Origin of the sequence: Streptomyces sp. NBC_01471 (assembly GCF_041438865.1) — a bacterium.
GTDB lineage: Bacteria > Actinomycetota > Actinomycetes > Streptomycetales > Streptomycetaceae > Streptomyces.
Genome location: NZ_CP109450.1, coordinates 2,771,839 through 2,793,519, shown reverse-complemented (window position 1 = coordinate 2,793,519; position 21,681 = coordinate 2,771,839). Strand labels below are relative to the sequence as shown.

Genomic DNA, 21,681 nt, shown 5'->3' with positions numbered 1-21,681 from the left:
CCGCGTACGGGCCGGGCTCCGGGGCCTGCCTCAGTGGCGTACGTCGCCCAGCTCCGGGGCGGCGTCCGGCCGGGTCTTCAGCTGCTGGGTGCAGGAGTACGCGCGCGGCGGATCGCCGCCCGGGCCGCCGAGCACCACCGAACCGTCCGTCTGGGCCGCCGCGCTCTCCGCGTACGTACAGACGATCTGGGCCAGCCCGTTCGCCGGGAGGTCCGCCGGATCGCGGCTCAGCCGCAGCGCACCGGTGGGGTCGCTCCCGCGTCCGGCGCTCACGGAGAGCGAGTCCTGCACATCCGTGCTGAACCCGGCCTCCTTCTCGGACGCGGAGGGCTTCTCCCGCAGCTCGTCGAGGAGCTTCTCCGCGACCCGTACACCGTCGGAGAGCGTGCGGCCCTCCGCTATCTGCACCGTGCGGTCGACGGGGACCAGCCGGCTCCCGCAGACCAGATAGACCCGGACCGGGATGCCCTGCGGCGCCTGGGCCGTGCCACCGTCCGACGGGAGGTCGCACGGCACCCGCGACGGCGCGGCGCCCGCGTCCACCGGTACGGAGGTGTTCCGGATGCCGCAGCCGGCCGTCAGGGCGCAGAGCACGGCCAGCCCCGTCAGTATCGCTGCGCGTTTCGGTCGCCCGGCCCTCATGCGTCGCCGCCTTCCTGGCCGTCCCGGTCCGGATCCGCCGGGTCGCGCGGCAGCCTCAGCTCGAAGACCGCGCCGCCGTCCGCCGAGTTCGACGCGGTGATGTCGCCGCCGTGGATGTGGGCGTTCTCCATCGCGATGGAGAGGCCGAGCCCGCTGCCCTCGGAGCGGGGCCGGGACGCGCTCGCCTTGTAGAAGCGGTCGAAGACGTGCGGGAGCACCTCCTCGGGGATGCCGGGACCGTGGTCCCGCACCGCGACGACCAGCTCCTCGCCCTCGATCCGCACGGCGACCCGGACCGGCGAACCACCGTGCTTCAGCGCGTTCCCGATCAGGTTCGCCAGGATCACATCGAGGCGGCGCGGGTCGAGGCGGACCATGATGCCGCGGTCCGCGTCCAGCTCCACCGCGTCGAGCCAGGCCCGTGCGTCGATGCACGCGGTGATCTGGTCGGCGATGTCCACGTCGTCGAGCACCAGCCGGGCCGTTCCCGCGTCGAAGCGGGTGACCTCCATCAGATTCTCCACCAGGGTGTTGAGCCTGCGGGTCTCGCTCACCACCAGCTGCACGGCGGGCGCGATCATCGGATCGAGGCTGTCCGCCTCCTCCTCCAGGACCTCCGAGACCGCGGTGATCGCGGTCAGCGGCGTCCGCAGCTCGTGCGACATGTCGGCGACGAAGCGGCGGCTGGCCTCCTCCCGCTCGCTCATGTTGCTGACCTTCTTCTCCAGCGCCGCGGCCGTCTTGTTGAACGTCCTGGAGAGTTCGGCCAGCTCGTCCGTGCCCGAGACCCTGAGCCGGGTGTCGAGCTTGCCCTCGCCGAGCCGCCGCGCCGCCTCGCCGAGCCGCTGCACGGGCCGGAGCACCGTCGTCGCCGCGGCCTGGGCGAGCAGCGCCGAGCCGATCAGCGCCAGCGCGGTGGCGATGGCCAGCGACCAGGCGAGGGAGCTGAGGTCCTGCCGCTCCTGGTCGAGCGAGGTGAGCATGTAGCCGGTGGGCCCGCCGCCGGCGACCTTCGTACCGCCCACCAGGTACGGCTTCCCGCGCAGCGTGATGCGCTGCCAGAAGAGGTGGTACGTGGAGTGCTCGTCCGAGCCGACCTTCTGCTGCTTGGCCACCGCTCCCCGGAGCCGGTCCGGCACATCGTTGAATGTGAAGGTGTCCAGGTCGGAGTAGCCGATGACGGGCTTGCCCCTGGCCCGCTCGCCGACGAGCAGCACGCTGTACCCGGGGTTGCTGGACGCGGCCATCCGCGCCGCCGCCGTCTGCAGCTCGTTCTGCGTCGGCTGGAGCGGCAGTGAGGCCGCCCGGCTCTGCATCTCCTGCCGGAAGTCCTTGAGCGCGGAGTCCTGCGTACGGGTCAGCACCGCTTCGCGGTTGAGCCAGTACGCGATGCCGGAGGCGGAGACGGCGGCCGTGAGCGCGACCAGGGCGAAGACGACGACGAGGCGGAGCCGCAGGCTCGTCAGGCGCAGCCCGTGGAAGAACGGACGCGTCACTGAGGTGTGTCCAGCCGGTAGCCGACACCGCGGACCGTACGGATCAGGGTCGGCGAGGACGGCACGTCCTCCACCTTGGCGCGCAGCCGCTGCACACAGGCGTCGACCAGCCGGGAGTCACCGAGGTAGTCGTGCTCCCAGACCAGCCGCAGCAGCTGCTGGCGGGAGAGCGCCTGGCCGGGCCTGCGGCTCAGTTCGAGCAGCAGGCGGAGCTCGGTCGGGGTGAGCTGGAGGTCCTCGCCGTTCTTCGTCACGGTCATCGCCGAACGGTCGATGACGAGACTTCCGAAGGCGGCGGAGTCGGTGGACTCGCGCTCCCCGCGGCGCAGCACGGCCCGGATGCGGGCGTCGAGGACCCGCCCCTGCACCGGCTTGACCACATAGTCGTCGGCGCCGGATTCGAGGCCGACCACCACATCGATGTCGTCGTTGCGCGCGGTCAGCAGGATGATCGGCAACTGGTCGGTGCGTCTGATCCGCCGGCACACCTCGAAACCGTCGATCCCGGGCAGCATCACATCCAGCACGATCAGATCGGGCCGCTGTTCGCGCAGCAGCTGGAGACCGTCCTCGCCGGTGGCGGCTGTGGCCACCCGGTGCCCCTGGCGTGACAGAGACAGCTCAAGAGCCGTACGGATGGCGTCGTCGTCCTCGATCAGCAACAGGAAAGGCACGGGGGCCATTCTGGCCCATGGGACAGGGGAGTTCGACCTCCGGAGCGGGTTACGGGGCTCCCGTGACTCTGCGTGGAGGACTCCTGTACCGCCTGGCAGACCTCCCCGGCGCGGTGCCGGAAGGCGCCGCGAGCCCTCCACGGACCCCCGAAATGCCGCCTCTGTCACCTCTGCTGTCACTCAGGTCACCTCCTGCCACATCCCTTGTGACGCGCCTGTGACAGTCGACAGACACCCCGATGAAACTGCGAAGGCAAGCTCTTCAACAACAGACCGAAGCACGACTCCACGGCGGGGGGCGCGAGATGAACACACTGCACAGCAACAACTCCGGCGCAGTAATCACGCGGCTCCACGACGTGGTGTCCGCACGCAACACCGAGAAGTCCGGTGCCGCCGGAGGGCGGGGGTGCTCTCGTGGCACCGGGCGCCAGCACCCGTCGTACATGACGGTCGTTGACGCACCCGCGGCGGTCGCGATGGCGACGGTGCCGAGCCAGGCAGTGGCACACGGGGAGACCCCGGGGAAGCGGCCCTCGGCGTCGGAGGCGGAGTTCACCGCCTACGTACAGGAACGCCGCGCCTCCCTGTACGCCACCGCCTACCACCTGACCGGTGACCGTTTCGAGGCCGAGGACCTGCTCCAGAGCGCGCTCTTCTCGACGTACCGCGCCTGGGACCGGATCAGCGACAAGGCGGCGGTCGGCGGGTATCTGCGCCGCACCATGACCAACCTGCACATCAGCGCCTGGCGCCGGCGCAAGCTCAACGAGTACCCGACCGAGCAGCTCCCGGAGACGGTCGGCGACACGGACGCGATGCGCGGCACCGAGCTGCGCGCGGTGCTCTGGCAGGCGCTGGCCCGGCTGCCCGAGACGCAGCGCACGATGCTGGTGCTGCGGTACTACGAGGGCCGTACGGACCCGGAGATCGCGGAGATCCTCGACATCAGTGTCGGCACGGTGAAGTCCAGCATCTGGCGCTCCCTGCGCCGGCTGCGTGAGGACGACGTCCTCAGCTTCGGCCGTGACGAGCAGGAGTCCTTCGGCGAGCTCGTCGCCTGAGGGATCGGGGGAGGGGGGCCGCCGTTCCGGGGGAGACGGCGGGCGTCGCGGGGGCGGGGGCACGGGGGAAAGCGGAACAGGGTCGGACAAGCCGGGGGGGCCTGTCCGGCCCTGTTCCCTGTCCGGAGCCGCGTCCTGGTCCCTGAGTCCGGTCCCTGCGCCGGGTTCCTGTGCCGGGCCCCTGTGCCGGGTCCCTGTGTCCGGCCCCTATATCCGGTCGAGGAGCCGTTTGATGAAGGGGGCGGCGTCCTGCGGCGGGTCCGCCTCGGTGACCAGGCGGTCCATGATCAACGAGTACTGGTCGATCTCCTCCTGCTTGTCGAGGTAGACCGCGCCGGTCAGCTGCTCCAGATAGACCTTGTCCGGCAGGTCCGGTTCGCTGAACCGCAGGATGGTGATGGGGGTGCCTGCCGCCGCCATCGCGCCCACGCTGAACGGTGCGATCTGCAGCGTGACATTGGGCAGTTCGGCCGCTTCGAGGAGATATTCGAGCTGCCCGCGCACCACCTCGTCGCCGCCGAAGGGGCGGCGCAGGACGGCCTCGTCCACGACCGCCCACAGGGTGGGCGCGTCCGGCCGGGTGAGCAGCTTCTGCCGCTCCATGCGCAGGTCGACCAGGCGGTTCACCTTGGACTCGGGAGCGCTCGGGTATCCGAGGCGGGTGACGACCCGGGCGTATTCGGGTGTCTGTAGCAGGCCGGGGAGGAACTGGACCTCGTAGGTGCGGATGAGGGACGCGGCCTCCTCCAGGCCGACGTGCAGCTCGAACCAGCTCTCCAGCACGTCGTTGTACCGGTGCCACCACCCCGGCAGGTTCGCCTGCCGGGTCATCTCCAGGTAGTCGGCCCGGGATTCCTCGTCCAGTACGTGATAGGTGGTCAGCAGGTCGATGACATCGCGCTGCTTGAATCCGACCTGGCCCCGTTCGAGCCGGGTGATCTTGGCGTCCGACGCCCGGATCGCCCTGCCCGCGTCCACGCGCGAGACGCCGCGGTCCTGCCGGAGTCTGCGCAGCCGCGCGCCCAGCAGGATGCGCAGGGCGGTCGGGCCGATGTGCTGGTGGTCCAGGTACCGCCGTATCGAAAGCTGTTCACTGCTGGGCCGCTGTATGGCGGTCATGCCAACTCCCGTAAGGCGACTGGACGGACACGAAGAGTGCCCAGTGTTCCATCCGCCCCCGGGGCGCGTACAGCAGGATGGCGCCCGCCGCCACCGAGGGCCTCAGGTGGACAGTGTGTCGAACTCGCCGTCCTTGGCCCCGGCGATGAAGGCGGCGATCTCCGCACGCGTGTAGACCAGCGCGGGGCCCTGTGGATGACGGGAGTTGCGCAGGGCGACGCTCCCGTCGGGGAGCGCGGCGACCTCCACGCAGTTGCCTCCGGGGGCGCTGTGTCGACTCTTTGTCCAGATTGCGTTGTTGATCAGATCGGATTGTGTTCCGTTCTCAATCTGTCGCATGTTGATCGCTCCTCGTCGTGGTGCGCATGTCTGACCAGGCCTCATGCATATGCAATTGCATCTGCACTTGCCGTGGCAATTGCGTCAGCCGGAACTGTAATTGCAGATGCAGTTGCGGCACCATCCCTCGGCGAGGGATAGTGGGCGCCGATCAACCGCTCGTGACGTCTGGCTGCTCCTCGGAGATCGCGATGACTTCCCGCTCGACCGGACCATCAGGTGCCTTACCCGGGCCCACCGTCCACCGACTGCTGGGTCGTGCGTTGCGCGACGCCTTCCGGCAGGAGGAGACCGATGCCGCATCCGTCCGCTTCACGGCCTGCGCGCTGCCGGCCGGGGGCCAGGCGGTGGGCGAGGGACGCCGGTTCACCGGATCCCTGCTCCACGACTGGGCGTTGAGCCCCCTCGTCGACAACGCGGCGCTCATCGTCTCCGAACTCCTCAGCAACGCACTGCGGTACGGACTCGGGGCCCTTCCGGCCTGGTCCGGTCCCGGCCAGGCGGTCTGGCTGGGGATGCTGCGCAGGCGCGGGACCGTGCTGTTCGCGGTCTGCGACCCCAGCACCGCCGTCCCGCGGCTCAAGGAACCGGACTTCCTGGCCCAGTCGGGCCGCGGACTGCACATCATCGACTGCCTCAGCGAGACCTGGGGCTGGACCACTCCCGGCCCCGAGGGGAAGGCCGTCTGGGCCGCGGTCTCGTGCCCCGCCGGGACCGGCACCGGTGGCACAGACCTCCCGCCGGCCGGTGAACGGGCGGCCCTCCGGTGGCCGGTACCCGCCGTCCTGCCGTCCGCCGTGCGTCGAACGGGCTAGGGTCTGGCGGGAGTTGTCTCCGGAATCCGAAGGTGGGGACCCGATGGGCGGTACGCCTCAGTGGCCCGAGCGTGCGGGCCCGCGGGTGCCCCTCGACCTGCGGACCGACCGGCCGCACGCCGCGCGGGTCTACGACGTACTGCTGGGCGGGAAGACCAACTACTCCTCGGACAGGGCCATGGCCGAGCAGGTCGTCGCGAACATCCCGTCGGCGCGGCGGACCGCGCTGGCCAACCGGGCGTTCATCCACCGGGCGACCCGGTACCTGGCGGCCGAGGCCGGCATCCGGCAGTTCCTCGACATCGGCACCGGAATACCGACGTCGCCCAATCTGCACGAGATCGCACAGGACGTGGCCCCGGACAGCCGGGTCGTGTACGTGGACAACGACCCGATCGTGCTGGCGCATTCACGTGCGCTGCACATCGGCCACCCGTCGGGCCGGACCGCGTACATGGAGGCCGACGCGGCCGACCCGGACGCGATCCTCGCCGCCCCGGTGCTGCACGACACGCTGGACCTCGGCCGGCCGGTCGCGCTGAGCATGTGTCTGCTGCTGCACTGGCTGCCTGCGGAGTCCGACCCGTACGCGGTGGTACGGCGCCTGACCGGCGAACTGGCGCCGGGGAGCCACCTGGTGATCACCCACCTCGCGCGTGACCTCGACGAGTCCGGATCCGGCCGCCTGGAGGCGGACTTCGAGGCATCGGGCTCGCAGCTGAAGGCCCGCACCAAGGACGAGGTGGCCCGGTTCTTCGACGGTCTGAGCCTGGTCGAGCCGGGCATCGTCGTGCCGCACCGCTGGCGGCCGGGCCCGGTGCTGGAGGTCGTCGGCGCGAACGCGACGACCGCGACGACCGCGGGGACGGGGACGGACGAGGAGTATGCGGCCCCGGTCTGGGCGGGAGTCGCGGCCAAGGGCGGCTGACGGCCGGGGCGGGAAGGAGGCGGGACCGCGCGGCCCGCTCTCCTGTCCCGCCTTCGTCCGGCGCCGCCGCCGGACCCGTGTGCCGGTGGGTCAGCCGGCGGCGGAGGTGTCGCCGTCCTTCTCCGGCACCATGCCGTGCTGGTCGACGATGCCGTGCTGGAGGATGGCGGTGGAGCCGGCCGGGACGTTCGCCTTACCCGGCTTCCTGTCCGCGGTGGTGTAGAAGCGCGAGCCGATGAGGGCCAGGCTGTGCTTGTCGAAGATCCACATGTCGCGGGTCGATGACGAGTCGTCGTCGCGGGTGATACCGATGCCGTGGCGGCCGGCCGTGTCCACCGCGTCGGGAACCTCCCGCACACCGGGGATCTCGGCCATGGCGCGGTAGAAGGCCGCGGCGTTCTCGGCAGGCATGAGGTTGCCGCTCAGCATGTCCCCGATCATCTCGAAGACCGCCTGGTCCTTGGACTCGTGCTCGCCCGCTTCGCTGTGCGAGGTCAGCAGCTTCAGAAGCGCCTTTGGGTCGGTCGGCAGGGACGCCAGCCACCGGTAGGTGGGCCGGCGGAACCCGGGGGCCTCGGCGCCGCTGCTGTTCGAACCGTCGGGGACGGAGGTCTCGATCGGGATGTCCTCACCGGACATCTGGGCGTCCTTGCCGGTGTCGCGCATCCAGCCGACGACAGTGACGGGCGCCGGGTCCTGCGCCATCCACCGCTGGCTCCTGTAGGGCTTGCGCAGCTTCACGGGGGCGTTGCCGAGGAGCCCCGTGCTCTCCTGGACGAGACTGCGGACGTAGACGAACTGATCGCCCTTCACCGGTGTGACGTCGGTCTTCAGGGAGGCGTCGGCGATCCTGTGGAGCGCGGTGACGGCCTGCGGTGCGCTCTGCGACGGGGAGGCGGGGGTGCTTCCGGCTCCGCCGGTCAGGGTGAGGACCAGGGTTCCGGCCAGGGCCAGCGAGGCGGCCGGCACGAGCACCGCGGGCCGCAGCAGCCTGCGCCGGAGCGGCGGGGCGAGCGGCGCGGTGGCCTGCGGGGCGGTGGCGTCGCGGTCGTGGTCGATGTGCTGCATCAGGATGTCCTTGTGGTGGAGGTGACGCCCGGCGGGCAGGTCGAACTCCACGGGCCGCGGCAGCAGTCGGGCCAGTTCCTCCACGTCGTCCGGCTGGCGGCCGGGACGGGACGGTTCGGCGGCGTTCATGAGTTCTCCTCCCGTAGGGGCAGGGCCGCGAAAGCGGCTTCACTTCTTCCCTCTCCGCGGCCCTTCCGCGGTTCCCGCCGTTCCTGATGTTCTTCGCTGAGTCTGCCGAGACGGGCCCGGGCACGCGAGAGACGCGACCGCACGGTGCCCACCGGCACCCCGAGCGCCTCGGCGGCCTGCGCGTAGTCCAGCCCCGACCACACGCACAGGGCGAGTACTTCGCGTTCCTGGCGGCGCAGCCCGCTCAGAGCGGCGTGCACCGCCGCCAGCCGGCGGGAGTCGTCGAGGCGGCCGGCCGTCTCCTCCGCGAAGTCGGGCACCGGGGGCGGGGGCGGCCGGTGGGCCAGGAAGGCGAGACGCCGCCGCAGGCCTCGGTTGGCGTTGTACGCCTTGTGCGTCGCGATCCCCAGCAGCCAGGGCGCGAGCGAACCGCCCTCGGGTTCCAGCCGTTCCCGGTGCGACCAGGCGGTCAGGAAGGTCTCGGACATCACCTCCTCCGCGGTCGACCAGTTGCCGGTCAGCCGCAGGGCGTGGTTGTAGACCGGCCGCGCGTGCGCCTCGTAGAGATCGGCGAATGCCTGGCGGTCTCCCGCCCGGATGCGCGCGCGCATGCCGTCTCCGTCGTCTGTGTCCCTCATACCCGTTGTCTCTCCGCGAGCCGTCAGGGGTTCCTGTGGCATGTCTCACGTCATCCCGCCGGTGCGGTGGGGCGGTCCGGCCGCGCGGTGAAGGCGGTGTGGAAGCCCATCGGCGCGAGACTCCGCGTCTCTGTCGAAGTCACCGCTGAGAAACCGCCGGTGTCGCCGCGGCCGACTCAAAGGTCGCTCGTCAAAGTTCGCTGGTCAAAGGTCGCTCGTCAAAGGTCGCTCCGTCAAAGGCCGAAGAGGAGGCTCAGACCGGCCGGACCGACCTGACCGGCCGGCCGGGCTCCCGGGATCCGGCCGGCGCGCCGGCCGCCGCCAGGCGGTCCAGCGCCTCCTGCTTGTCGCACGGGGACGCCCCGAGGCCCGACTGCCGTGCCACGATCCCCTGTTCGGCCCGCATCAGCCGCCACCCCCGCCGCAGCAGGAACGGCACCGACTTCCGCCCCTCGCGCAGATCCCGCATCAGCCGCCGCCGGAACGTCGTCGAGGGCCGGCCGCGCAGACAGAGCGCGTCCGCCAGTACGCCCAGTTCCTCGCACCGCCGCACGATGTCCGCCGCGAAGATGCCTTCCCCGATGAACACGGGTGCCGGGCCGATGTCGAGCGCCTCGCGGCCGACGCGGGCGCTGGCGGCGATGTCGTACACGGGCACGTTCGTACGGCCCGTCCGGCACAGTTCCCGGATCGCGGCGACCGCCGCGTCCGCGTCCCACGACAGGGGGGAGTCCCAGTCGATGTCCGCGCTGCCGGGGACCTGCGGCAGCGTCGGGTCGCCGGCCTCCTTGTAGAAGTCGTCCAGGCGCAGCACGGGCAGGCCCGAACGCTCCGCGAGGTGCGACTTGCCGGATCCGGAGGGGCCCGCGAGCAGGACGACGCGGGTCGGTATGGGCTGGGAGGGACTCACGGAAGAACATTCTCCCGCATCGGGCGGTCCGGGCTACTCCCAGGAGTGAGGTTACCGCGGTCTTTGGAGCGGACACCGCTCAGCAACTACTCTTTGTGCACATCCGCTTACTCTGCGAGTCAGGAACCCCATGGCATCACATGCAGCGCCCTCACCCCGGCGGAACTCCCTGCTCCGCATCGGCCTCACCCTCTCCGTGGCCGGTGCGGCGCTCGGTATGGGCGGCGCCGCCGCGCAGGCCGCCACGCCCGCGTCCCCCGGCTCACCCACCGCGGCCCTCGGCCACCTCGGCCCCTCGCCGGTCCAGGTCCTGACCGGTGCGGTCGGCCATGCCACGGCGCCGGTGGCGAACCTCCAGCTCGACCCGCTGGCCAAGACCGGGGTCGACCCGCTGGACAACGCGGTCGGCACCCAGATCGCCGACTTCAAGCCCGTCTCGACGGCCCTCCTCACCTCCCCGCTGACCAGCGGCGGCGCGCTGAAGGACCTACTGCCCGGCGGCTGAACGGGCAGCGGTACGGGCTGAGGCCGCGTACCGGAGAGGCCCCCGCCGCCGCTGAACGGGAGAGTTCAGCGGCGGCGGGGGCCCCGGTACGGCAGGTGGTGTACGGGCTCAGTACGACGAGCCCGACACGCCCAGGGCGCCCGTCGGGTGCCAGACCGTCTTCGTCTCCAGGAACGCCGTCAGCCGCTCCGTGCCGGGGGCTGCCGTGAAGTCCACAGCCTGTGGACGCAGCACCCGCTTGAGGTTGTCCGCCGCCGCGATCTCCAGGTCGCGTGCCAGGTCCGCGTCCGCACCGGTCAGGTCGATGGCGTTGACGTCCTGGTGCGCGGCGAGCGGTGCGGCGATCTCCGCCGTCCGGCCGGACAGCACATTGACCACACCGCCCGGCAGGTCGGACGTCGCCAGCACCTCACCGAGCGAGAGCGCGGGCAGCGGTGACTTCTCGGAGGCGATGACGACTGCCGTGTTCCCGGTCGCGATGACCGGGGCGACGACCGAGACGAGGCCCAGGAACGACGAGTCCTGCGGGGCGAGGACCGTCACCACCCCGGTCGGCTCCGGGGTCGAGAGGTTGAAGAACGGGCCCGCGACCGGGTTCCCGCCGCCCACGATCTGGCCGATCTTGTCGGTCCAGCCCGCGTACCAGACCCAGCGGTCGACCGCCGCGTCCACCACGGCGCCCGCCTTCGCCCTGGAGATGCCGTCGGCGTCCGCGACTTCGCGTACGAACTGCTCCCGGCGGCCCTCCAGCATCTCGGCCACGCGGTAGAGGACCTGGCCCCTGTTGTACGCGGTCGCGCCCGACCAGCCGCCGAACGCCTTGCGCGCGGCGACGACCGCGTCCCGCGCGTCCTTGCGGGAGGACTGCGGGGCGTTGGCCAGCCAGTTGCCCTTGGAGTCGGTCACCTCGTACACGCGCCCGCTTTCGGAGCGGGGGAACTTGCCCCCGACGTACAGCTTGTAGGTCTTGAAGACGCTCAGCCGGTTCTGCTGCTCGGTGCTCATCAGCGCTTGCCCTCCGGGCTCGACGGGGCGAGGTACGCCTCCAGGCCGTGCCGGCCGCCCTCGCGGCCGTAGCCCGACTCCTTGTAGCCGCCGAAGGGCGAGGTCGGGTCGAACTTGTTGAACGTGTTGGCCCACACCACACCGGCCCGGAGCTTGTTCGCGACCGCGAGGATGCGCGAGCCCTTCTCCGTCCAGATGCCGGCCGACAGGCCGTACTGCGTGTTGTTGGCCTTGGCGACGGCCTCGTCGGGCGTACGGAACGACAGCACCGAGAGCACCGGGCCGAAGATCTCGTCGCGCGCGACGGTGTGCGCCTGGGTGACGCCGGTGAAGAGCGTCGGCGCGAACCAGTAGCCGGAGGTGGGGAGTTCACAGGCGGGCGACCAGCGCTCGGCGCCCTCCGCCTCGCCCGTCTCCACGAGCTTCTGGATACGGGCCAGCTGCTCGGCCGAGTTGATCGCGCCGATGTCGGTGTTCTTGTCGAGCGGGTCGCCCAGGCGCAGCGTGGAGAGCCGCCGCTTCAGCGCGTCCAGTACCTCGTCCTGCACCGACTCCTGGACCAGCAGCCGCGAGCCCGCGCAGCAGACCTGGCCCTGGTTGAAGAAGATGCCGGTCACGATGCCCTCGACGGCCTGGTCGATGGGCGCGTCGTCGAAGACGATGTTCGCGCCCTTGCCGCCCAGCTCCAGGGTGACCTTCTTCTCGGTCCCCGCGACGGAGCGGGCGATGGCCTTGCCGACGGCGGTGGAGCCGGTGAAGGCCACCTTGTTGACGTCCGGGTGCTCGACCAGTGCGGCGCCCGCGTCCCCGTACCCGGGAAGGATGTTGACGACGCCCTTCGGGAGACCGGCCTGGCGGCAGATGTCCGCGAAGAACAGTGCGCTCAGCGGGGTCGTCTCGGCGGGCTTGAGCACCACGGTGTTGCCGGTGGCGAGGGCCGGGGCGATCTTCCAGGCGAGCATCAGCAGCGGGAAGTTCCACGGGATGACCTGGCCCGCGACGCCCAGCGGCCTCGGGTTCGCGCCGAACCCGGCGTGGTCGAGCTTGTCCGCCCAGCCCGCGTAGTAGAAGAAGTGCGCGGCGACCAGCGGGAGGTCCGCGTCGCGGGTCTCCTTGATCGGCTTGCCGTTGTCCAGGGTCTCCAGGACGGCCAGCTCGCGCGAGCGCTCCTGGATGATCCTGGCGATACGGAAGAGGTACTTGGCGCGCTCGGAGCCGGGCAGCGCCGACCACGTGGCGAACGCCTTGCGGGCCGCCTGTACGGCGCGGTCCACATCGGCGGTGCCCGCGCGGGCGACCTCCGACAGGACCTCCTCGGTGGAGGGGCTGACGGTCTTGAAGACCTTGCCGTCCGCCGCCTCGGTGAACTCGCCGTCGATGAACAGCCCGTAGGACGGGGCGATGTCGACGACCGAACGCGACTCGGGGGCCGGTGCGTACTCGAATGCGGATGAGAGTGCCATGGTGATCAGTCCACCGTCACGTAGTCGGGACCGGAGTAGCGGCCGGTGCTGAGCTTCTGACGCTGCATCAGCAGGTCGTTCAGCAGGCTGGAGGCGCCGAAGCGGAACCAGTGGCTGTCCAGCCAGTCGGCTCCCGCGGTCTCGTTGACCAGCACCAGGAACTTGATCGCGTCCTTCGTGGAGCGGATCCCGCCCGCGGGCTTCACGCCGACCTGGACGCCGGTCTGCGCGCGGAAGTCGCGGACCGCCTCCAGCATCAGCAGGGTGTTGGCGGGGGTGGCGTTCACCGCGACCTTGCCGGTCGAGGTCTTGATGAAGTCCGCGCCCGCCATCATGCCGATCCAGGAGGCGCGGCGGATGTTGTCGTACGTCGACAGCTCACCGGTCTCGAAGATCACCTTCAGCCGGGCAGCCGTGCCGTCGGCCCTGACGCACTCCGCCCTGACGGCCTGGATCTCCTCGAACACCGAGAGGTAGCGGCCGGAGAGGAACGCGCCCCGGTCGATCACCATGTCGATCTCGTCGGCCCCCGCCGCGACCGCGTCCCGCACATCGGCGAGCTTCACCGGCAGCGCGGCCCGGCCCGCCGGGAAGGCGGTGGCGACGGACGCGACCTTCACGTCCGCGCCGTTCAGCGCGGCCTTCGCGGTGGCGGCCATGTCCGGGTACACGCAGACGGCGGCCGTCATCGGGGTCGTGCGGTCGGTGGGGTCGGGGTGGACGGCCTTGGCGGCGAGCGCCCGGACCTTGCCCGGGGTGTCGGCGCCTTCCAGCGTCGTCAGGTCGATCATCGAGATGGCCAGGTCGATGGCGTACGCCTTCGACGTGGTCTTGATCGAACGGGTGCCGAGGGCGGCGGCGCGCGCTTCGAGGCCGACGGCGTCGACGCCGGGCAGCCCGTGCAGGAAGCGGCGCAGCGCGCTGTCGGACGTGGTCACGTCGGCGAGACCGCCGGCGGAGGGAACGTCTCCCGGGCGGGAGGCGGGTCCTTCGCTGGGGGCGCCGGGGGAGGGGGCGGTGGTGGGCATGGTCACCAGATGAGCATATCTACGCGCGTAGCGACCTGTACAGGGGGACGTCCGTTCCCGGCTCGGGGTGGCCTCCTGCCGGGGCGGCGGGGCCGGAGTCTTCGGTGCGGTCGCCGGTTCAGCCCACGGCGAGGAGCACGGCGAGCAGGACGGCGCCCGCCGCACACGGGGCCATGAGCTCGTAGGCCCAGCGGATCTCGGGGGCGCCCTGTGCCGTCGGCCGGTCGCTGCCGCGCTCCGAGAGCTCGCGCAGTTCGATCACCGACTGGTCGGACGGTGCGCGGCCCTGATCCGCGTCCGCGCCCTGGGCGAACGGATTGCGGCTTTGTCGCTGCCCGGCGCCGGGCGTGGCGGCCCGCATCTGCTGGATGTTGGCCCGCTTGCGGCGGCGCAGCGAGACCGGCACGGCCCAGAGCTGGTACTTGCGGCCGCCCGCGAAGGCCTCGGTCGAGTACGCGGCGCGGATGTCGTCGACGCACGCCCAGGGAAGGGTGATCGAACGGAAGGGGTTACGGATCCTGAGCCGGTCGTCGTTGGCGTACACGGCGGGCCGCAGCGTGAAGGCGACCACCAGGGGGATGGCGAAGAGCAGTCCGGCGAGGGCCAGCCAGGGGGTGTTGCCGTGGCCGTTGACGAGGGCGTCGATGCCCAGCCAGAGGGCGAGGGCGAGCAGCAGCACGCCACCCGCGAGCCCGGCGAGTGACCGGTAGACACGGTCGGCGTAGACCGGGTCGGGGGGCTTCGGCGTGGAGTGCTCAGGGGTCATGCACCGATTCTGCCTGACGGGCCGGGCAGGGGCGGCAGGGCGGTCGGTGAAGCTGGAGGTGACAGCCCGGCCGGGGCTGGCCACGATGGTGGGGACACCGATCCGTGTCCATGCCCGTGCGCACTTCCAAGTCCACGTCTCTCGGCCTTCGGGAAGGACCACCATGACCAGCACCTCCGGCGCCGGCGTCGACGACGTACTCGGCGGCCTGGACGGCATCCGGGCCGATCTTGAGGACTTCTACCGGGACCTCCACGCCCATCCCGAGCTGGGTCTGGCCGAGCGGCGGACCGCGTCGCGGGTGGCCGAGCGGCTGCGGGACTGGGGATACGAGGTCACCGAGGGGATCGGCACCACCGGAGTGGTCGGTGTCCTGGCCAACGGCGACGGCCCCACCGTGCTGCTGCGCGCGGACATGGACGCGCTGCCGGTCAAGGAGGACACCGGGCTGCCGTACGCGTCGACGGTGACCACCACCGGCGCGGACGGGGTGGAACTGCCGGTGATGCACGCCTGCGGACACGACACCCATGTCACCTGCATGCTCGGCTTCGCCCGGCTGATGGCCGCTTCCCCGAAGGCGTGGCGGGGGACGCTGACCGTCCTGTTCCAGCCGTCGGAGGAGAACGGCGACGGCGCCGACGCGATGGTCGACGACGGCCTGGCCGACCGGATCCCCCGCCCGGACGTGGCTCTCGGCCAGCACGTCCTGCCGTATCCGGCGGGCTATGTGGGGGTGCGCCCCGGCTCGTTCCTGGCGGCGGCGGACAGTCTGCGCATCACGCTGTACGGGCGCGGCGGCCACGGTTCCATGCCGCAGTTCGCCGTCGACCCGGTGGTGCTCGCGGCGCTGTGCGTGGTGCGGCTCCAGACGGTCGTCTCCCGCGAGCTGGCCGCCACCACGCCCGCCGTGCTGACCGTCGGCAGCATCCAGGCGGGCGCGAGCCCGAACGTCATCCCCGACAGCGCTGTCATCCTGCTGAACGTCCGGACGTACGACGAGACGACCCGGCGCCAGGTGCTGGACGCGATCGGACGCTGCGTCCGGGCGGAGGCGGTCGCGTCGAACGCGCCGAAGGAGCCGCGGATCGAGCACATCACCTCGTTCCCGGCCACGGTGAACGACGCGGATGTCGCGGGGCGGCTCGCGAAGGCGTTCGCGGCGCACTTCGGCGACGACGCCGGTGAGATCGAACTCCAGACGGCCAGCGAGGACTTCAGTCAGATCCCGCGTGCCTTCGACGCGCCGTTCGCCTACTGGGGCTTCGGCGGCGCGGACCCGGAGAAGTTCGCCGACGCGGTGAAGAAGAACACGGTGGCCCAGGACATCCCGGTCAACCACAGCCCGCACTTCGCCCCGGTGATGCAGCCGACCCTGGACACGGGCGTCGCGGCGCTGACGGTCGCGGCACTGGAGTGGCTGGGCCAAGGGGGCAGTCCAGCCGGGCAGAAGGGCGGGTGACGCGGCGGCCACCGACGCTCCGGCACCGGTACCGGCACGGCCCGAGCGGCGGTCGACGGCCACGAACCGGCGCACAGAACCGATGTGAGACGAGGAATACCTTCCGCGAGGCCCGGGAGGCAGTCGATACTGTGAGGGAAGCAAGGCCCCTCCGGATGCCCCGACTTGCCCCGCACCCGGTGTCAGTACGAGCACGGAAGGATACCGGTGGGTAACACTGCTTTCGACAACCGGACGCGGCAGCCGGCCGTTCCACTGCCCCGGCCCCTCTCACGCGGCGCCGAGAAACTGGCGGGGGTGCCGCACCGTCAGGGCCTCGGACCGATGATGGGGTCGATACAGGCGCTCGCCGGAAACAGGGCCGCGTCCACCCTTGTCCAGCGTCTCGCGACGGACAGCGAGGCGAAGGCGACCGCCGACGAGGCGGCCAAGCCGGCGGCCAAGGCGCCCGGTGACGAGAAGGGCAAGCCGGCCGCGAAGACGTCCCGTACCGGGCTGAACATCCGGGAGCGGATCGCCAGTGCGCTGGAGCGGGCCAACAAGCACCTCGACGTCGTCGACACCCTCGTCCTGCGCGGTCTGGTCCCGGCCAACGCGGAGATGAACCTGCACGCGGCCCAGACCACCGACGCGAACCTTTCGCAGCATGTCGGCGCGTCCTCGGCCGCGGCCGGCGCCGAGATGGGCGTCACCGACGGGGTCACGGCGGTCAACAACGTCATCGACGCACGCAAGGCGTACAAGGAATCCAAGGAGAACCCGTCGGGTCTCTCCTCCCACGCCCCCCGCAAGAAGTTCCGCGGCAAGACGCTCGACGCGATCCAGAACCTGGCTACGTGGACCTCCGACGTCATCGGCGTCACCAAGAACTCTCTGGCCGCCGAGGCCGTCGTGACGGCAGCGGGTGTCGCTGAGGCCGGTGGCGGGGTGATCGGCGCCGTCGCGGGCGTCAAGAGCGTCCGTGCGACGCGTCGGTTCGGGATGACGACGCGCAAGTACCGGGCGGTCAAGAAGATCGACGTGCCCGCGAAGGTGGACGACCCCGAGCTCAACCGGCTCCGCGAGGCGCAGGTGGAGAGCCACTGGGCGCTCGCGCAGGCCTATGTCGCGCTGGAGCGCGCCCACGACGGCGACGGGGACGGCCTCTCGGACCGGCTGGGCGCCGCCCTGGACCGCGCCAGTGGCGCCTTCTCGACCATCGAGAAGGCCGCCGGGGACCTCAAGAAGGCGGAGGACACCAACGTCCTCAACTCCACGCGGGACTACGCCCTGAAGAAGCAACGCAACAAGCTCTGGAAGCAGGGGGTCGGCGCGGTCGGAGACGGCGCGAGGTCGGCCGGCGGTGCGGTGACGATCGCAGCGGCTGCCACGGGGGCGCTGGCGAGCAACCCGGCCGGCTGGGGCCTGGCCGCGACAGCGGCAGGGCTGCTGCTCTCGGTCACCGCGTACAAGGCCGGGCGGGCCGGCAAGAAGCGCTACGAGGGCGTCCGCCACCCCGACCGCTGGGCCCCGGCCACGGAGGAGGGTGGCCAGTCGGCCTCCGAGCCCAGCTCCCGCCCGGACGCGCTCAAGGAAGCGCTGAAGTTCTGGAAGAAGGCCGAACACAGCAAGCGCGATGCCATGGCGCGCACCCTCTACGGCCTCGCCGCGGGCCCCGAGACCCCGGCCGGCCGGGCGACCTCACCCGCGTTGCGCGCCTCGGCCCGGGAACTGCTCGTCGCGCTGAAGGCAGGCCCCGGAGACCAGCGGATGACGGAGGAGGCGTGGACGCGGTCCCTGAACGACCCCGCCGATGCCGAGAAGTGGCACAAGGAGATCGCCAACCAGCTCGCGTCGAGCTGAGGTTGCCCCGTGGGCGGTCTGCGGCGTGGTGGACGGCTCTCATCGTCCACCACGCACGTCGCCCCGGTGATGCGGCCGACCCCGGCAGCGGGCGCCGCGGCTTCACGGTCGCGGCGCCGGAGTGGCCGGAGGCGGAAGCAGGCCCGGCACGCGGGGCGAGCCGACCGTTAAATACGTGGCGTGTCGCCGACGGCCTCTGAATACTGCCCCGATGGCCCCTACCGAACTGCCTCAACTGCTTCGGCCTCGTGCCCTGAGGCCCGGAGATCTCGTCGTCATCGCCTCGCTGTCCGGGCCGCTCCATGCCGTGTACGAGCCCGATCTGGAGCAGGCGGTGGACGAGCTTGAGCGGATGGGATTCCGCGTGCGTCGGGCACCGCTGCTCGAAGCGGGGCGGCACCATTGGTGGAGCGCGGCCACGCCGGCCGAGACCGCCAGGGAATTCAATACTCTTCTGCGTGATCCCGAGGTGCGCGCCATCATCGCGCACGACGGCGGGCAGGCGGTGCTCGGCTACCTCGATCTGATCGACGTCGAGGCGATCAGGGCCGATCCCAAGCCGATTCTCGGGTACAGCGACATCTCGCTGCTGCATCTGGTGCTCCACGCGCGCACGGGTCTGGTCGGGTTCCACGCCGACCTGGCCACCCCCGGACTCGGCGGGTACTGGCAGGCCGCACCCGCGGCGCGCAGAGCGGAACTCCAGAAGCTCTACTCGGCGCTGCTGACCGGTACGGAGCCGATCGGTGCGCTGCCGGCCACCCCGTCGTGGGAGTGCTGGCGGGCCGGTCGCGCCGAAGGCCGGCTGATCGGCGGGGTGATCAACCGCATCGTGCTGGCGCAGGCGACGCGTTACGCGCTGCCGCTCGAACGGTTCGACGGGGCGGTGCTGTTCTGGGAGGAGGCGGGCGGCCAGGCAGCGCATGTGTGGAGCTATCTGCAGGTAATGCGGCACGGCGGCATCCTCGACCGGATCGGCGGCATGGTCGTGGGTGTCCCGCACGCGATCGACGGACTCGATTCGCCCGACGCGTCCCCGACCCTGCCCGAGATGGTCCTCGACGCCCTCGGCGACCGTGACATCCCGGTCCTGGGCAACGTCGAGTTCGGGCACGCCGGCCCGAATCTGCCGATGCCGGTCGGTGTCCGCGTCGCCCTCGACGCACGGCAGCGGACGCTGTCGCTGCTCGAACCGGCGGTACAACGAGGGCGCGGTCGTGGGTGACTTCACACATGACCGCCGCCTTCTGACCGGGCACCGCGGGGCTCGACGCACACCTGTTACGGAAGGTGCAGAAGCTCCGCGAGATTGCCGCCCAGCACCCGGTCCCGGATCTCGCCGGGCTGTCGACAGTTCCAGGTAGACATTGGGCGTGCTCCGGGCCAGCTCGACCGCTTCCATCCAGTGGTCTCCTGCCAACTGGCTGATCACCAGGGGCACGCTGGGGTAGCGGGCCGCCAGGCCGGCCAGAGTGCGCATGTCCGCTGCGGTGGTGCGGGGCGGGGTGAGTTCGCCGATGCCGTGCGGTCCGCGGCCAGCCACTTCGCGCGCCACCCGGGCGGCGGTCTCGGCTGCCGGGCGGCCCAGGGGTACGGAGCCGAATCCCAGGAGTCGGCTGTTGCGCCACTGCGAGCGGGCGGGACTGCTGCGGCCCGGACGACTGCCCAACGGCTATCGCTTCTACGCGGATTCCGGCATCGCCGCAGTGGGGCGGATCCGAGCCCTTCTTGCGGCCGGGCTGCCCACCCGCGTCATCTGATGGCGGCGCAGGCCGGGCAGGAGAAGCGGCAGTGCTCAGAGCGCGCGGCCCCCGGCCGCGGCCAGCACGGTCTCGATGAGGTCGGCGGCGCGCGGGGTGCCGCCCTCGCTCCGGGCGGCGGCCTGCAACTGCTGGGACCGGTCGGCACGTTCAGGGTCCGTGACCAGGTCGTGCAGCGCCGTGCGAAGGGTTTCGGGGGTGGCGTCGTCGGTGTCCACACGGCGGGCGACGCCGAGTTCCACGAGCCGGTCGGCGTTCATGAACTGCTCGGCTCCCTGCGGCACGGCGATCATGGGAACGCCGGCGAGGAGCCCCTCGCCGCAGCCGCCCATCCCGGCGTGAGTGATGAAGGCGTCGGCCTGTTCCAGGATCGCCCGCTGCGGGACCCAGGAGTGCACTTCGACGTTGGGCGGGACGGCGCCGAGTTCCCCGGGGTCGGTGTACTTGCCGATCTGGAGTACGACGTGCCAGCCGGGCAGGTCGCCGAAGGCCGCGATGCACTGGCGGTAGAACGCTGGCCGGTGCGTGTACGCCGAGCCGAGCGAGATCAGCAGCACGTTCTCCGCGGCCGCCGGGCGGATCCAGCCGTCCGTGTCCGTCCGGGGGGCGAAGCAGGGGCCGACGAAGGTCACCGTGCCGGTGTCGACCCGATCGGCGTGCGGCTGCATCGCTCTCGGGATCAGGGCGAGCGCGCGGGCGGGCGGACCGGAGAACGTGTCCACGTCCGTGGTGGTCGCACCGCAGTCGGCGAGCCACCGTGCGAACCTGTCCTGGTACGCGTCGGCGCCCGGCAGCTTCCGCAGCTGCGCCGCGACTTCCTCCTGGAAGCCGTCCCAGCCGACGAACGTCGGGGACAGCTGCACGAGGGGACGCCCCTGCGCTTCGGCGAGGGCGCGCGCGGCATAGGCGCCGATGTCGTAGAGGTACAGATCGGCCGGATCGTCGTCGTAGGCGGCGCGCAGTTGCGGGAGTGCCCGGACGGCGTCGTCGAGGAAGAGGCTCGCCGCGGCGATGGGATCGGCAGGCCAGTCGTTGTCCGCGACGGGCAACGTGGAGGTGCACGGCACCAGCTCCGCACCGGCGGACTCGATCCGGTCGGCCACGAACGGGTCGTTGGCGTAGGTGACCCGGTGCCCGCGGGCCACCAGCTCACGGATGAGCGCGAGGCTGGGCAGGACATGGCTGACGATGGGGACGCCGACCATCGCGATGTGGGCAGGGCGACGGGACATGGGCGATCGCTCGTTTCTGGCGCGGGACGGGTGCGGGCGGTGTGGCGAGGACGCGGTGTCAGGACCGGCCGGTCTGCGCGGCGGCCTCCTCCAGGTCGGCGACGGCGCCCGACATGATCGTCCGTACGTGCCGGGTGATGTGCTGCACGGGCCAGTCCCACCACGCCACGGCGAGGAGCCGGGCGATGTCCGCGGCGTCGTAGCGGGTGCGGATGAGCCGGGCGGGATTGCCGCCGACGATGCCGTAATCGGGGACGTCGCCGGTGACCACGGCGCCGGCGGCGATGATCGCGCCGTGACCGATGCGTACACCGGGCATGACCGTGGCGCCGTGGCCGAACCACACGTCGTTGCCGACGACCGTGTCGCCCCGGCCGGGCAGGTCGGTGATCAGGTCGAAGTGCTCCGCCCAGGAGCCCCCCATGGTGGGGAACGGGAAGGTGGAAGGGCCGTCCATGCGGTGGTTGGCGCCGTTCATGATGAACCGGGTGCCCGTCCCCAGCGCGCAGTACTTGCCGATGACAAGCCGCTCGGGACCGTAGTGGTACAGGACGTTGCGCGTCTCGAACGCGGTCGGATCGTCCGGATCGTCGTAGTAGGAGAAGTCACCGACCTCGATCAGCGGCGACTTCACCAGCGGTTTGAGCAGAACCACGCGCGGGTGCTCGGGCATCGGGTGGAGCACGGTGGGATCGGCGGGAACGGGCGGCATCGTGGGGGCGGTTCCTCTCCGGTGAACCTAGAGCGACAACCGTCGCGTTAAGATGCTGACACAGCCTTGCCCCCTGATCAACCG

22 protein-coding genes are annotated in these 21,681 nt (G+C 71.2%); 8 read left to right on the top strand and 14 right to left on the bottom strand.

Features of this window, described 5'->3' with window-relative positions; all coding sequences use genetic code 11:
- Positions 1–30: 30 nt before the first annotated feature.
- From OG285_RS11985 to afsQ1, 3 genes are read right to left on the bottom strand one after another with little or no spacing between them, the layout of a single operon-like run.
- The gene (locus OG285_RS11985; protein WP_371790941.1) at positions 31–642 is read right to left on the bottom strand and encodes a hypothetical protein; all 612 of its coding nucleotides are present in this window, start codon (positions 640–642) and stop codon (positions 31–33) included.
- Positions 639–2,138: a HAMP domain-containing sensor histidine kinase gene (locus OG285_RS11980; RefSeq protein WP_356828501.1), complete on the bottom strand. Its 1,500-nt coding sequence runs from the start codon at positions 2,136–2,138 to the stop codon at positions 639–641. Before OG285_RS11980 ends, OG285_RS11985 begins: the two co-directional genes overlap by 4 nt.
- Complete coding sequence (gene afsQ1 / locus OG285_RS11975; protein ID WP_266853934.1) at positions 2,135–2,812, bottom strand: two-component system response regulator AfsQ1; 678 nt, start codon at positions 2,810–2,812, stop codon at positions 2,135–2,137. Before afsQ1 ends, OG285_RS11980 begins: the two co-directional genes overlap by 4 nt.
- 305 nt (positions 2,813–3,117) lie before the next feature.
- On the opposite strand from afsQ1, the gene OG285_RS11970 reads away from it, so the two are divergent.
- Entirely contained in the window at positions 3,118–3,876 is a 759-nt protein-coding gene (locus OG285_RS11970; RefSeq protein ID WP_356828498.1) for a SigE family RNA polymerase sigma factor, read from the top strand.
- 207 nt (positions 3,877–4,083) lie between these two features.
- On the opposite strand, the gene OG285_RS11965 is transcribed toward OG285_RS11970, so the two are convergent.
- Positions 4,084–4,995: a helix-turn-helix transcriptional regulator gene (locus OG285_RS11965; RefSeq protein WP_356828496.1), complete on the bottom strand. Its 912-nt coding sequence runs from the start codon at positions 4,993–4,995 to the stop codon at positions 4,084–4,086.
- A gap of 102 nt (positions 4,996–5,097) precedes the next feature.
- The gene (locus OG285_RS11960; RefSeq protein ID WP_371790940.1) at positions 5,098–5,334 is read right to left on the bottom strand and encodes a DUF397 domain-containing protein; all 237 of its coding nucleotides are present in this window, start codon (positions 5,332–5,334) and stop codon (positions 5,098–5,100) included.
- Positions 5,335–5,597: 263 nt separating this feature from the next.
- Between OG285_RS11960 and OG285_RS11955 the strand changes: the two genes are divergently transcribed.
- Together OG285_RS11955 and OG285_RS11950 are read left to right on the top strand one after the other, a co-directional pair.
- A complete protein-coding gene (locus OG285_RS11955; RefSeq protein ID WP_371790939.1) occupies positions 5,598–6,149 on the top strand; it encodes an ATP-binding protein in 552 nt (183 codons plus the stop codon).
- 43 nt (positions 6,150–6,192) lie between these two features.
- Positions 6,193–7,077, top strand: a complete 885-nt coding sequence (locus OG285_RS11950) for an SAM-dependent methyltransferase (protein ID WP_371790938.1) — start codon at positions 6,193–6,195, stop codon at positions 7,075–7,077.
- A 90-nt stretch (positions 7,078–7,167) separates the two neighbouring features.
- Here the strand turns inward: OG285_RS11950 and OG285_RS11945 are convergent, their stop codons facing one another.
- The 3 genes from OG285_RS11945 to OG285_RS11935 all read right to left on the bottom strand — a co-directional run bounded on the left by OG285_RS11945 (position 7,168) and on the right by OG285_RS11935 (position 9,822).
- Complete coding sequence (locus tag OG285_RS11945) at positions 7,168–8,274, bottom strand: CU044_5270 family protein (RefSeq protein ID WP_356828488.1); 1,107 nt, start codon at positions 8,272–8,274, stop codon at positions 7,168–7,170.
- The gene (locus OG285_RS11940; RefSeq protein WP_356828486.1) at positions 8,271–8,885 is read right to left on the bottom strand and encodes an RNA polymerase sigma factor; all 615 of its coding nucleotides are present in this window, start codon (positions 8,883–8,885) and stop codon (positions 8,271–8,273) included. The genes OG285_RS11945 and OG285_RS11940 overlap by 4 nt, the downstream gene beginning before the upstream one ends.
- 280 nt (positions 8,886–9,165) lie before the next feature.
- Complete coding sequence (locus OG285_RS11935) at positions 9,166–9,822, bottom strand: uridine kinase (protein ID WP_371790937.1); 657 nt, start codon at positions 9,820–9,822, stop codon at positions 9,166–9,168.
- Positions 9,823–9,952: 130 nt separating this feature from the next.
- Between OG285_RS11935 and OG285_RS11930 the strand changes: the two genes are divergently transcribed.
- A complete protein-coding gene (locus OG285_RS11930) occupies positions 9,953–10,327 on the top strand; it encodes a hypothetical protein (RefSeq protein WP_356828482.1) in 375 nt (124 codons plus the stop codon).
- A gap of 108 nt (positions 10,328–10,435) precedes the next feature.
- Here OG285_RS11930 and OG285_RS11925 read toward each other — a convergent pair whose 3' ends face one another.
- The 4 genes from OG285_RS11925 to OG285_RS11910 form a co-directional block, all read right to left on the bottom strand.
- Positions 10,436–11,332: an aldehyde dehydrogenase family protein gene (locus OG285_RS11925; RefSeq protein WP_356828480.1), complete on the bottom strand. Its 897-nt coding sequence runs from the start codon at positions 11,330–11,332 to the stop codon at positions 10,436–10,438.
- The gene (locus tag OG285_RS11920; RefSeq protein ID WP_356828478.1) at positions 11,332–12,795 is read right to left on the bottom strand and encodes an aldehyde dehydrogenase family protein; all 1,464 of its coding nucleotides are present in this window, start codon (positions 12,793–12,795) and stop codon (positions 11,332–11,334) included. The genes OG285_RS11925 and OG285_RS11920 overlap by 1 nt, the downstream gene beginning before the upstream one ends.
- 5 nt (positions 12,796–12,800) lie before the next feature.
- Positions 12,801–13,823 carry a deoxyribose-phosphate aldolase gene (gene deoC / locus OG285_RS11915; RefSeq protein WP_356829071.1) on the bottom strand — a complete coding sequence of 341 codons (1,023 nt, stop codon included), beginning with the start codon at positions 13,821–13,823 and terminating at the stop codon, positions 12,801–12,803.
- A 118-nt stretch (positions 13,824–13,941) separates the two neighbouring features.
- The gene (locus OG285_RS11910) at positions 13,942–14,589 is read right to left on the bottom strand and encodes a PH domain-containing protein (RefSeq protein ID WP_356828474.1); all 648 of its coding nucleotides are present in this window, start codon (positions 14,587–14,589) and stop codon (positions 13,942–13,944) included.
- 163 nt (positions 14,590–14,752) lie between these two features.
- Between OG285_RS11910 and OG285_RS11905 the strand changes: the two genes are divergently transcribed.
- The 4 genes from OG285_RS11905 to OG285_RS11890 all read left to right on the top strand — a co-directional run bounded on the left by OG285_RS11905 (position 14,753) and on the right by OG285_RS11890 (position 19,653).
- Positions 14,753–16,051, top strand: coding sequence for a M20 family metallopeptidase (locus OG285_RS11905; RefSeq protein ID WP_356828472.1), 1,299 nt, complete (start codon positions 14,753–14,755; stop codon positions 16,049–16,051).
- Positions 16,052–16,258: 207 nt separating this feature from the next.
- Positions 16,259–17,893: a hypothetical protein gene (locus tag OG285_RS11900; RefSeq protein ID WP_356828470.1), complete on the top strand. Its 1,635-nt coding sequence runs from the start codon at positions 16,259–16,261 to the stop codon at positions 17,891–17,893.
- Positions 17,894–18,104: 211 nt separating this feature from the next.
- The gene (locus tag OG285_RS11895) at positions 18,105–19,118 is read left to right on the top strand and encodes an LD-carboxypeptidase (protein WP_371790936.1); all 1,014 of its coding nucleotides are present in this window, start codon (positions 18,105–18,107) and stop codon (positions 19,116–19,118) included.
- Between the two features lie 394 nt (positions 19,119–19,512).
- Complete coding sequence (locus OG285_RS11890; protein WP_371790935.1) at positions 19,513–19,653, top strand: MerR family transcriptional regulator; 141 nt, start codon at positions 19,513–19,515, stop codon at positions 19,651–19,653.
- A gap of 35 nt (positions 19,654–19,688) precedes the next feature.
- On the opposite strand, the gene OG285_RS11885 is transcribed toward OG285_RS11890, so the two are convergent.
- A complete protein-coding gene (locus OG285_RS11885; protein WP_371790934.1) occupies positions 19,689–20,885 on the bottom strand; it encodes a macrolide family glycosyltransferase in 1,197 nt (398 codons plus the stop codon).
- A gap of 58 nt (positions 20,886–20,943) precedes the next feature.
- Positions 20,944–21,597: a CatB-related O-acetyltransferase gene (locus OG285_RS11880; protein WP_356828464.1), complete on the bottom strand. Its 654-nt coding sequence runs from the start codon at positions 21,595–21,597 to the stop codon at positions 20,944–20,946.
- Between the last annotated feature and the right edge of the window lie 84 nt (positions 21,598–21,681).